We start from the raw sequence: 11,504 nt of genomic DNA, 5'->3' as shown, positions 1-11,504 counted from the left end.
CTCCCCATCCCCCCATCCCCACTCCCCATTCCCCACTCCCCATTCCCCATTCCCTAATTAGTAACTTTCAATTCGTAGAGGTTCCAGAATGGACCACCAAGAGCAGTGTACTTCACACCAGAGAAGCGATCGCGTACTGCTTCTAGATTCAACCGTTCCACCAAATGAATAAACGGCAATTGTTCTGAAGCAATCCGCTGATATTCGTAATAATATTCTTTGCGCTTGTTTTCATCAACTTCTTGCGCTCCCTTAATATAAAGGCGATCAATTTCCTTTTCCCAGTCAGCAGCTTCCCAACCAGTTATTTTCGATCTTCCCGGTTGTGGAGCAATATTAAATGCGTGGGATGCACCGTTAAGCCTCCAGATATTACTTGCACCATGAGGTTCAATTCCCCCTCCAGCAAAACCACCAAGGTAACAATCCCAATTTTGAGCGACTTTCAGTTTATCTAAATAAGCGTTGAAACTGAGGATTTGCAAATCAACTCTAATGCCTAGGCTAGCCAAATCGCGTCTAATTTGCGCTGCCATATCTCCTCTAACTTTCCTTTCAGCATTAGTTAGCAAAGTAAATCGTACTTGATTTCCGTCAGCATCCACTAATTGATTTGCCGAATTATATTTAAATCCAGCTTGTAAAAGTAATTTTTTCGCTTTTAAAGGATCGTGATTGTAGACCTTTAACCCTTTTTCTGGTGGTAAATAAAAAGGACTTTTTACATAAACAAAAGAATTTTGCAATACACCCAATCCCCGAAAAGCGTTTGTCTTCATTGTTTCGCGGTCAAGAGCATAAGCGATAGCTTGCCTAAATTCTTTTTTATTAAACCAGCGAGATTTGATTGGATCTACAAAAGGCTGACCCTTTGAATTTTTAGCTTTACTGAGGTTGAAAGAAATAAAAGTTGTACCTGTATCTGGTCCACCATTATATATTTGAAACTTCGCTCGTTTTTCCTCTTGCTTCAGCAAACTAAATCCTTCTGGAGCAACTTCCAAATCATCAAGTTGCCCAGAACGAAAACTAATTAACTGGTTATCAGTAGATTCAATAATTTGGTAAACAATTCGCTCAATATAAGGTTGAGGATTACCTTGAGCATCTTTGCGCCAATAGTATGGATTGCGCTTAAAAATCACCCGCTGACTAGGAGTATAGCTTTCCATTACATAGGGACCGTTACCGACAATTTCTTTGAGATTGGTTCCTGTCGTCCACATTGAGAGAAACTGGAGATTGCCATCAGAACCCTTGGTTTGGGTAGATTTTTGGAGAATATGAGCAGGTAAAATTTCTATTCCACCTACCAAGTTCAAAAAAGGAGCAAACGGTTCTGGTACTCTAAATTCTACTCGGCGATCGTCGAGTTTTTTTACTGTTGGCAATTTGCCGCTTTCACCAATTTTCAAAGCATCTTTGCTGGGTGCAGGGATCTTTGGGTTGAGGTAAACATCGTTGTAGGTAAAAAGAATATCATCAGCCGTCATTGGTTGACCATCTGACCACTTAAGTCCTGGTCGTAGGGTAATTACAATCCGCTGTCCATTATCAGTAACTTGCCAAGATTCAGCTAAAGCAGGTTCTAGCTTAGTGGTGAGAGGGTTTAGCGAAATCAATGAGTCAAAAATAAAACCAAAAACGCTATATGCCGACTCATTCAGCGCTGGGTTAAAAGTTGAAGGCTCACCCAACGCAGCGCTGACAAGTTGCGGCACCTGAGCTGCTGCGGTTCTGAAATTAGCCGGGTTACAGGCAGTAACTGTCAGGGCTGCAATCATCAGAATTACGAGTAACCAAGAACGTCTAATTGTGGGAAAAAGACTAGGAAATTTCATAATTTGAATATTTGCTTTTGCTAAAGTAATTGAGATTGTAGCCAACCAAGGAAGTTTTGAGTTTTGTTAAAATACTGAATACCAGTATTTTGTAATATTTCTACAACTTCCCGTTTCCCAAATTCTTTGGAGTTGCTACTTAAAAATACTTTTGTTTCACTAAAATGTAAGCGGGCATGGTGAATTATACACTCTAAAATTAATTTGTCTATCAGATGTTTTTGAAGAATATTTCTTTCCAAGCTTTCTTGAAACATCGCCGGATTTAATGTAATGATTTCTGCTTGGCTTGAAAGCTGATTAAATGCTATGTAAAATCGTTCCTTAATATCATTTGTGCGCTCCACAAAACTAACTTTAGATTGGTCTAGCAAAGAACGCAGCAATTTTGCATTTTGTGAAGTTTTATCTCGTTCTGCTTCATTGATTTGGATATCTAATCTGCGGATAAAATCTAGACTGTATTTATCTTCTTGCTCTAATGTAGTCAGAGCTTCTACATAACAAATGCTTGGCATTGTTAGACGAACTAATATGGGCGTATTTTGCAGAAAATTTTCTGCTTGGGAATCTTGACCTTTAGCAATACCCATCAAAAAATTAGTTTCAACGTAAAGTATCACCATTAATCAATAATATGCTTGAGTAGTTCCGTCTTTTAATAGTTGTAATAAACCAATATCTGTCATCTCTTTTGTAAAAGGCGGTATTTCTGAGTACCAATGATAAGCTAAATCACGCAACCAAGCCTCTGTTAAGGTTATTAGGTAAAGTTTAAATATTTGTTTACTACGGAATTTTGGCTCGTAATGACTCAGCACATCGGCAGTGTTAAAGCAGATGATTGGTTCTGATAAATTATTGCCATCCCATCTAAAAATGAGAAGGTTGTCTGAGTCAACAAACATAGCAAAGGGAATTAGGAATTTTTCAGCTTGCAAAAACTCAATAATTTGCCAGATAGCATTTTCTTTTGTCTTTTCTCTATTGGAATCGAATGGATTACCTTTTACTTCGGCTATGAGAAGAATTTTTCCTTCTTTGTCTAATGCCACAAAATCAGGACGGTCTACTTCTGGTTCTAAGTTGATAGCTAACATTGCTCTTATTTCCTAACAAGTTTAGGTTGGTTGTGTGCGATCGCCTAATAATTCCATCCTAATTACTATTAAACAAAGTTACTCAGCAAAAGAGCAAAACAACAGCATAAGCACAAATACCTTCTTCGCGTCCCACCGGACCTAATTTTTCATTAGTGGTGGCTTTGATACCAACTTGATTCGGTGAAAGATGCAAAACACCTGCTACTTTGTCACGCATTTTCTCAATATGTGGTTTTAATTTTGGACGTTCTGCGACTACTACCGAATCAATATTGCCAATTTGCCAACCGCGATCGCGTATCAGTTTATCTACTTGAGCTAATAACATTAAACTATCAGCCCCTGCCCATTGAGGATCGTGTGGTGGGAAATAATGTCCAATATCCCCCAAAGACAAAGCACCCAACATCGCGTCCATAATCGCGTGTGTCAAAACATCAGCATCACTGTGCCCCAACAACCCAACTTCGTGAGGAATCTTAACACCTCCTAAAATCAAAGGGCGATCGCTTACCAGTCGATGAATATCATAACCGTTACCAATACGAATATTAGTCATTTGTTAGTTGTTGGGTAATGGGCATGGGGCATTGGGCATGGGGCATGGGGCAATTTTGTTGAGGGGGAAAGGGACTTATGGAAAAGGGTAAAGGACTCATGGTAAGAAAGAAGAAATATTTTCCCCCTGCCCCCTGCCCCCACTCCCCTACTCCCCTACTCCCCCGAATTCAATAAATCGGGACGACGTAAGCGTGTTCTTTTGATTTGTTGTTCATAACGCCATTTCGCGATCGCTGCATGATTACCGCTAAGTAGCACATCAGGTACTTTCCAGCCGCGAAAATTTGCTGGACGGGTATACTGAGGATAGTCTAATAATCCTTGCTCAAAACTTTCTGATTGTAAAGACTCGGCTTTACCGACAGTTCCCGGAAGTAGCCGCATCACCCCGTTAATCAAAGCCATTGCGGGAATTTCTCCGCCGGTGAGAACAAAATCACCCAAAGAAACCTCGCGGGTAACTAAATGCAGCACTCGCTCATCAACTCCTTCATAATGTCCGCAGATGACAATTAACTGGTCATAATTTGTTGCCAGTTCTCGCAACAGTGGTTGATTAATTGTTTGACCTTGAGGACTCATCAAAATAACCTCTCTGCGAGGTAAAATCGGCAGCGACTCCACAGCCTTAAAAATGGGTTCTGGCTTCATGAGCATTCCCACTCCACCGCCATATGGTTCATCATCCACCTTTCGGTGCTTGTCGGTGGTAAAGTCTCGTGGATTAACCAAATTAATTTCGGCAATTTTTTTGGCTAAGGCTTTACCCAGCAGCCCAGAACTGAGAACAGAAATAAACGAGTCAGGAAATAGCGTAACTATATCAAAGCGCACAGTAATTCGTATTCAAGGACACTAATCTTAAATTGGCATGTCTGGGAAAAGAGGGGGAAAGGGTAAAGGGTAAAGGGTAAAGGGAAAGAAAGTTTTTTTATTATTTACCCCTCCTTGCCCCTTACCCCTTGGACGACTGATATCGCGTACAAGACTTATGGAGCTTCATCAATAGTATCTAAAAGTACCAGACAAGATTGGATTTTCTACACAGCAAAAGTTTTTCTAATTACTTAATTTATGTTTAAATATTGTGACAACTACATTTAAATTAATAATCGAAGCAAGTTAACAACTTCCAGGATGCATCAAGCCAGCCTCAGAAAAAAGTGTGCGCTCGACCTGCTTTCCCCAAGCAGTATTTTGCCAGTCTGGAAAATTAGGACAGGTGAAAAACGCTCTTCTTTGCGCTCTCGGAACGGCAAGAGACATTCAAGCTCGTTGAAGTACGACACCTGCTGAAGGAAGCATAAATTTTCTCCATACCTTCAGCGCGTGTCAAGCACGTCAAGCACGTCAAGCAACAGAGCAAAGTTTCACACAAAAGCCTTTACCAGAGCGTTTGTTGAAGTGTCCTCCTTTGAAACGAAGCGGGAACATGATTACAACTACTGAACCTTGTTTTATTCACCCGAAGTTGTTGACAGGAGAAACACAATGCCGCAATTAAAAGCTAAATCGCTGGAAATGAGGACACCTCAAGTAACTAAGACCGCCGTTCTGGTTATCGGAGGCGCAGAAGACAAAGTTCATGGACGTGAAATCCTCAGAACTTTTTTTGGACGTGCCGGTGCTAGCAATGGCTATATTACAATAATTCCATCAGCCTCCCGCGAACCTGCCATCATTGGTGGTCGGTATACCCGGATTTTTGAAGAAATGGGTGCTAAAAAGGTTGAGATATTAGACATTCGGGAACGCGATCAGTGTGAAAGCGCTGAAACAAAAGCATCGTTAGAAGCCTGTAGCGGGGTGTTTTTGACAGGAGGCGATCAATTGCGCCTTTGTGGTGTGTTGGCGGATACGCCAGCGATGGAAATTATCAGGCAACGAGTGAGGGCAGGGCAGCTAACTCTGGCAGGTACTTCGGCAGGAGCAGCAGTGATGGGGCATCATATGATTGCTGGCGGTGGTAGTGGTGAGACACCAAAACGTTCTCTAGTTGATATGGCAACAGGTTTGGGATTTATTCCTGAGGTGATTGTCGATCAACACTTTCACAATCGCAATCGGATGGGAAGGTTAATTAGTGCGATCGCCGCACATCCCGATCGCCTGGGCATTGGCATTGATGAAGATACTTGTGCCATGTTTGAAAGGGATGGTTGGCTGCAAGCTATGGGCAAAGGCAGTGTGACAATTGTCGATCCCACAGAAGTGACACACACCAACGAACCCCATGTTGGAGCCTCAGAACCGCTAACGGTGCATAATTTGCGACTACATATCCTCAGTCATGGCGATCGCTTCCACCTCTACCAACGCACCGTCCTACCCGCTGTACACCGTATTTCCAGCTGACGGAATAGAGTATCTGAGGTTACACTGTGTTGACCGCTAACTTATCGCTAGCTGGAGAAAGATGTCAACAGTACCATGTAAAAAGAAAAAACTGTTTGTGATGAACAGTTTAGCGGTCAATTCCAGTATGAAACTAGTAAGAAACTAGAATTAAGGTTCCGAATCTCCATCTACCTATTCCCATGAGAATCCTCAAGATCCAGACATTACGCGGCCCCAATTACTGGAGCATTCGACGCCACAAGCTCATAGTCATGCGTCTCGACTTGGAAAATCTCGCCCTTGCGCCCTCGAATGAAATTCCTGGCTTCTATGAAGGATTAGTTGAGGCACTGCCAAGTTTGGAGGGTCATTATTGCTCCCCTGGCTGTCGTGGTGGCTTTTTGTTACGGGTTCGCGAAGGCACAATGATGGGTCACATCGTCGAACACGTAGCCTTAGAACTCCAGGAATTATCCGGAATGCAGGTAGGTTTTGGTCGGACTCGCGAAACCGCGACACCTGGGGTTTACCAGGTAGTAATTGAATACCTGAATGAAGAAGCCGGACGCTATGCTTCCCGCGCAGCCGTGCGGTTGTGCCAAAGCATAGTTGATCGAGGTCGCTATCCTAAAGCCGAATTAGACCAAGACTTACAAGACTTAAAAGAATTGTGGCGCGATGCTTCCTTAGGACCCTCAACAGAAGCAATTGTCAAAGAAGCCGAAAAAAGAGGGATTCCTTGGATGTCTCTGCCGGCACGCTTTTTGATTCAGCTGGGCTACGGCGCCAACCAAAAGCGGATGCAAGCCACAATGACCGATAATACCAGCATTCTGGGGGTAGAACTCGCTGGTGACAAAGAAGCCACCAAACGCATCTTAGCTGCGTCGGGCGTGCCAGTTCCCAGAGGGACGGTAATCAACTTCTTGGACGATTTGGAAGAAGCGATTGAAAATGTTGGCGGCTTTCCCATCGTCATCAAGCCTCTAGATGGCAATCATGGACGCGGGATCACTATTGATATCCGCACCAGAGAAGAAGCTGAAGCTGCCTACGATGCGGCAAGACAAGTTTCTCGCTCAATCATTGTTGAGCGCTATTATGTCGGGCGCGACCATAGAGTACTGGTGATAGATGGCAAAGTAGTAGCAGTAGCTGAACGCGTGCCCGCTCATGTAGTTGGTAATGGCAGATCCACCGTAGCCGAACTAATTGACGAAACCAATCAAGACCCAAATCGCGGTGAAGGACATGATAATGTCCTGACAAAAATTGAACTAGACCGCACCAGTTATCAGCTGCTAGAAAGGCAAGGCCACACTCTCAATAGCGTGCCAAATAAAGGTGAAATGTGTTATCTACGGGCAACTGCTAACCTAAGTACAGGTGGTATTGCCGTAGACCGTACCGACGAAATTCACCCAGAAACCGTTTGGCTAGCACAACGAATAGTCAAAATTATCGGTTTGGATATTGCCGGACTTGATGTTGTCACCACCGATATTAGCCGTCCCTTGCGGGAAGTTGATGGCGTGATTGTTGAAGTTAACGCGGCTCCTGGTTTCCGGATGCACGTTGCCCCCAGCGTTGGCATTCCCCGCAACGTTGCCGGCGCGGTGATGGATATGTTGTTTCCCAACGACCAATCCAGCAGCATTCCCATCCTCACTGTGACGGGTACGAACGGCAAAACCACCACTACTCGGCTGCTAGCACACATTTGCAAGCAAACAAATAAAGTTGTAGGTTATACAACAACTGATGGAACTTACATCGGTGATTATTTAGTGGAAACGGGAGACAATACAGGTCCCCAAAGCGCTCAGTTAATTTTGCAAGACGCAACTGTAGAAATAGCAGTGCTGGAAACGGCTCGTGGCGGTCTTCTGCGCTCTGGATTGGGTTTTGAAGCGGCAAATGTAGGTGTGGTATTAAATGTTGCCGCCGATCATTTAGGCATAGGCGATATTGATACTATCGACCAATTGGCTAATCTTAAGAGTGTGGTAGCCGAATCTGTGTATCCTGATGGCTATGCAGTACTCAACGCCGATGATGTGCGAGTTGCGGCAATGGCAGAAAAAACCAAAGCGAATATTGCTTACTTCACCATGAATCCCGATTCGGATCTGGTGCGAAAGCACATCCAAAAGGGTGGAGTCGCAGCAGTGTATGAAAATGGCTATTTGTCAATAGTCAAAGGCGATTGGACGCACCGCATCGAAAGGGCAGAAAATATACCTTTGACAATGGGCGGACGTGCACCGTTTATGATTGCTAATGCTTTAGCAGCTTGTTTGGCGGCTTTTGTGCAAAATGTGACAATTGAACAGATTCGTGCTGGGTTGAAAACCTTTCGTGCTTCGGTGAGTCAAACACCGGGACGAATGAATTTGTTTAATTTGGGGAATCACCACGCTTTGGTAGATTATGCCCATAACCCGGCTAGTTATGAAGCTGTGGGTTCATTTGTCCGCAACTGGAATACAGGACAAAGAATTGGTGTAGTTGGTGGACCAGGCGATCGCCGTGACGAAGACTTTGTTACTTTAGGTAAACTGGCAGCAGATATTTTCGACTACATCATCGTCAAAGAAGATGATGACACAAGGGGGCGTCCACGAGGTTCAGCTGCAAGTTTAATTACCCAAGGCATCAACCAAGTTAAGCCTAATTGCCGTCATGAAGTCGTTATGGACGAAACCCAAGCAATTAATAAAGCTTTAGATACGGCTCCGGATAACAGTCTGGTGGTGATCTTACCAGAAAGTGTCAGTCGCGCTATTAAGTTAATTAAACTGCGCGGTCTAGTTAAAGAGGAGTTGCATCAACCAAATACTACAACTAATCCTGTAGATTCCCAAATTGGGGTGACATATTCTGTTTTAAATAAGCTGTTATGAACAAAACTCATAACTCCTAACTCCTAACTCCTAACTTTTGACTCCTAACTCCTAACTTTTGACATCTTCTTCCGGACTGGTTTCGTCACTGGGATTTTTCATTTCATCTTTAAACCCCCTGAGGGTTTTGCCCAGTGCGCTTCCTAGTTCCGGAATTTTTTTTGGTCCAAAAATTAAAATAGCAACTATAGCGATTACAGCCACTTCCGTCCATCCCAGTCCAAACATACGTTTCTCCCGTCAACTCTTCTTTATTAACTATAGACGTATTATTAAGTAACCCGGCGTTACGGGTTACTTAATACAAATATATAGCGCTTCTCGGTTGTGTGCTATACGCGGTGTAGAGACTATTCTGTGCTACGTCTCTACATTTATTTTTTGAACATGTATGTGATTCAAATGAGAACCGCTATAGTATTGAATGCGATCGCGCACTCTAAAGTATTGCCAACCACTACTTTGACTCAATCAAAAGTACAAGTATGGAATCAGATTAAAGTATTAAATTTAGCTCATTCGACAAATGCTTTTTTAAGAGTAATGTCAAGAGAAATGCTTGTATTTTAAGTAAAAACCCATCAGACATCACTGCATGAATAGATTTAAAAGACGTAGTGATACTACTGAAGACTGTTTCAATATAGTGAATGAACAAAATTTTGACTGAATGGTTAATGGTCAATTTTCCGCAAATAATATTATGGATGATTCCCAACATCTAAACCAGGAGCAGTTAGCGCTTTTACCAACAGATGAAGATGTTGCTTTTTATGAGGAACACGGGTGGTATATCTCTCAAAAAGTGCTTGCTGAGGATATTATTGATGAGGCAATTCAAGGTAGTGAAAGATACTATCGGGGAGAGCGAGATACACTACTTACTATCAGCAGTGGTTATAGCGATTGGCAGCCTAAAGATGGATACGATGTTATTCGTAATAACGAATTTGTTTCTTTGCAAAACAAGCAATTGCGCTTTTTGGCATTGCAACCAATCATCGGTGCGATCGCTTCACGATTAGCCAAAACTAAGCAAATTCGACTATTAGACGACCAACTCGTTTACAAACCACCTCAAGACAAAAATGGTAAAACTGCCGTTGGTTGGCATAGTGATCGCGCTTATTGGTCTACTTGCAGTTCACACAAACTACTCACCGCTTGGATTCCCTTTCATGACTGCGACGAGTTGAATGGATCTTTGGTTGTGCTAGACAAAAGTCATAAATGGTCAGATATCGAAAATACACGCTTTTTTAATAACCACAACTTAGAAGATATCGAAAAGCAATTTTCTCAGCAAAAACGAGAAATTATCAAAGTAGCGATCGCATTAAAAAAAGGTCAAATCAGCTTTCATCACTGTTGGACAATTCATGGAAGCTACCCCAACTACAGCAACTCCTTTCGTTTGGCAATTGCAGTACATCTACAAGATGAAAGCAATTTTTATCAACCTTTTTGGAATCATCAAGGAAAACAGATTCATATCATTGATGAGTTATTATGTCGAAAATTGCCTAATGGTGAACCAGATTTCCGCGATCCATCTGTATTTCCTGTTTTATGGTTAGAACATAATCAAGTTTAAATACTTTAGGAATTACAGCATATCCAGTAGAGACGTTCCGGTGGAACGTCTTTACACAAAGTAATTTTTCTGGGCTACGAGTGCGTTTAAAAAATAATTTATCCAAACCTAATCACTAATCAGCAAAACAATTTTACCTGTCACAGACCCACTTTCTAATAATTGATGAGCTTTCACCGCTTTTTCTAAAGTCCAAGTTTGACTAACATGAATTTTCAACTTGCCCTCATCAATCCAAGTAGCACACTGTTCTAAAATCTCTGCGTGATGCTTTTGTGCTTCCACTATACCTTGCAACATTGGTGTCAACATTAATTCAAAACCAATGCGAAGATTACGCAGTCGTGCAGCTTTCCAAACAGTATTTGCATCAGGTTCCAAAATCGTCACAATATCCCCATATACCCGCACTGCGGGAAAGGTTTTGTGAAAAGTTTCTCCACCCACAGTATCAAAAGCTAAATCTACACCTTCACCATTTGTCCAATTTAAAACAGCTTGGACAAAGTCGGTTTGTTGGTAAAAAATTACTTCGTCAGCACCTAATTGTTTCACAAAATCAGCTTTTTCCTGAGAACTAACAGTTGTGCAGACATCAGCACCCTTCAGTTTCGCTAGTTGAATTGCTACATGTCCAACACCACCAGCACCCGCATGAATCAAAACTTTTTCCCCAGGTTGCAGTCGTCCTCGTTCATACAACGCTTCCCAGGCTGTAATTAAGACCAAAGGTGCAGCAGCAGCTTCTGCAAAGGATGCTTTATCAGGTTTCCGGGCAACAAATCGCTCATCGACAACAGTATATTCTGCATAATTGCCTGGATGTGCGCCCAAACCACCATTGCAAAAATATACCTCATCCCCTACGCGAAAACGCTGAACTGCCGCACCGACAGCTTCAACCACACCTGCACCATCACATCCTAAAATGGCAGGCATATTATCTGGGTAAAAAGTGCCGCGTTTGCGAAGTTTTGTATCAATCGGGTTAACGCCGGCTGCTACCAAGCGTACCAGAAGTTCCCTTTCTCCTGGGGGGACGGCAGGTTTTGCTATAGACTGCATTTGCAGAACTTCGGGATTACCAGGTGCTGTCATTAAGACTGCTTTCACGATTTGTTCCTCCGCAAGCTAGATGCACGCTTTTAAAGCAACTTTAGCGTAA

General features: G+C 42.7%; 10 protein-coding genes. 3 read left to right on the top strand and 7 right to left on the bottom strand.

Features of this window, described 5'->3' with window-relative positions; translation table 11 throughout:
* Positions 1-53 precede the first annotated feature (53 nt).
* From OGM63_RS12745 to trmD, 5 genes are all read right to left on the bottom strand, one after another.
* The gene (locus OGM63_RS12745) at positions 54-1,841 is read right to left on the bottom strand and encodes an ABC transporter substrate-binding protein (protein WP_263745944.1); all 1,788 of its coding nucleotides are present in this window, start codon (positions 1,839-1,841) and stop codon (positions 54-56) included.
* Positions 1,842-1,861: 20 nt separating this feature from the next.
* On the bottom strand, positions 1,862-2,467 hold the full coding sequence (locus tag OGM63_RS12740; protein WP_263745942.1) for a PIN domain-containing protein: 606 nt from the start codon (positions 2,465-2,467) through the stop codon (positions 1,862-1,864).
* Positions 2,468-2,470: 3 nt separating this feature from the next.
* Positions 2,471-2,941, bottom strand: a complete 471-nt coding sequence (locus tag OGM63_RS12735) for a hypothetical protein (protein WP_263745941.1) — start codon at positions 2,939-2,941, stop codon at positions 2,471-2,473.
* Positions 2,942-3,023: 82 nt separating this feature from the next.
* Complete coding sequence (gene ispF, locus OGM63_RS12730) at positions 3,024-3,503, bottom strand: 2-C-methyl-D-erythritol 2,4-cyclodiphosphate synthase (protein ID WP_263745940.1); 480 nt, start codon at positions 3,501-3,503, stop codon at positions 3,024-3,026.
* Between the two features lie 155 nt (positions 3,504-3,658).
* The gene (gene trmD, locus OGM63_RS12725; protein ID WP_263745939.1) at positions 3,659-4,339 is read right to left on the bottom strand and encodes a tRNA (guanosine(37)-N1)-methyltransferase TrmD; all 681 of its coding nucleotides are present in this window, start codon (positions 4,337-4,339) and stop codon (positions 3,659-3,661) included.
* A gap of 657 nt (positions 4,340-4,996) precedes the next feature.
* Between trmD and OGM63_RS12720 the strand changes: the two genes are divergently transcribed.
* Both OGM63_RS12720 and cphA read left to right on the top strand, forming a co-directional pair.
* Positions 4,997-5,860 carry a cyanophycinase gene (locus tag OGM63_RS12720; RefSeq protein ID WP_263745938.1) on the top strand — a complete coding sequence of 288 codons (864 nt, stop codon included), beginning with the start codon at positions 4,997-4,999 and terminating at the stop codon, positions 5,858-5,860.
* Positions 5,861-6,042: 182 nt separating this feature from the next.
* Positions 6,043-8,745 carry a cyanophycin synthetase gene (cphA, locus tag OGM63_RS12715; protein WP_263745937.1) on the top strand — a complete coding sequence of 901 codons (2,703 nt, stop codon included), beginning with the start codon at positions 6,043-6,045 and terminating at the stop codon, positions 8,743-8,745.
* Between the two features lie 51 nt (positions 8,746-8,796).
* Here the strand turns inward: cphA and OGM63_RS12710 are convergent, their stop codons facing one another.
* Positions 8,797-8,973 carry a Sec-independent protein translocase subunit TatA/TatB gene (locus OGM63_RS12710; RefSeq protein WP_263745936.1) on the bottom strand — a complete coding sequence of 59 codons (177 nt, stop codon included), beginning with the start codon at positions 8,971-8,973 and terminating at the stop codon, positions 8,797-8,799.
* A 475-nt stretch (positions 8,974-9,448) separates the two neighbouring features.
* Between OGM63_RS12710 and OGM63_RS12705 the strand changes: the two genes are divergently transcribed.
* Positions 9,449-10,339, top strand: coding sequence for a phytanoyl-CoA dioxygenase family protein (locus tag OGM63_RS12705; protein ID WP_263745935.1), 891 nt, complete (start codon positions 9,449-9,451; stop codon positions 10,337-10,339).
* Between the two features lie 108 nt (positions 10,340-10,447).
* Here the strand turns inward: OGM63_RS12705 and OGM63_RS12700 are convergent, their stop codons facing one another.
* Complete coding sequence (locus tag OGM63_RS12700) at positions 10,448-11,452, bottom strand: zinc-dependent alcohol dehydrogenase family protein (RefSeq protein ID WP_263745934.1); 1,005 nt, start codon at positions 11,450-11,452, stop codon at positions 10,448-10,450.
* Positions 11,453-11,504: the final 52 nt, after the last annotated feature.

The sequence above is a fragment of the Plectonema radiosum NIES-515 genome (assembly GCF_025753815.1).
Lineage (GTDB): Bacteria > Cyanobacteriota > Cyanobacteriia > Cyanobacteriales > Nostocaceae > Hassallia > Hassallia radiosum_A.
The sequence above is the reverse complement of the archived record's forward strand: the minus strand, read 5'-3'. Positions and strand labels throughout refer to the sequence as shown.

Coding starts and splice junctions, on each gene's coding strand:
- OGM63_RS12745 (WP_263745944.1), bottom strand. CDS start 1,841: ATGAAATTTCCTAGTCTTTTTCCCACAATTAGACGTTCTTGGTTACTC.
- OGM63_RS12740 (WP_263745942.1), bottom strand. CDS start 2,467: ATGGTGATACTTTACGTTGAAACTAATTTTTTGATGGGTATTGCTAAA.
- OGM63_RS12735 (WP_263745941.1), bottom strand. CDS start 2,941: ATGTTAGCTATCAACTTAGAACCAGAAGTAGACCGTCCTGATTTTGTG.
- ispF (WP_263745940.1), bottom strand. CDS start 3,503: ATGACTAATATTCGTATTGGTAACGGTTATGATATTCATCGACTGGTA.
- OGM63_RS12720 (WP_263745938.1), top strand. CDS start 4,997: ATGCCGCAATTAAAAGCTAAATCGCTGGAAATGAGGACACCTCAAGTA.
- cphA (WP_263745937.1), top strand. CDS start 6,043: ATGAGAATCCTCAAGATCCAGACATTACGCGGCCCCAATTACTGGAGC.
- OGM63_RS12710 (WP_263745936.1), bottom strand. CDS start 8,973: ATGTTTGGACTGGGATGGACGGAAGTGGCTGTAATCGCTATAGTTGCT.
- OGM63_RS12705 (WP_263745935.1), top strand. CDS start 9,449: ATGGATGATTCCCAACATCTAAACCAGGAGCAGTTAGCGCTTTTACCA.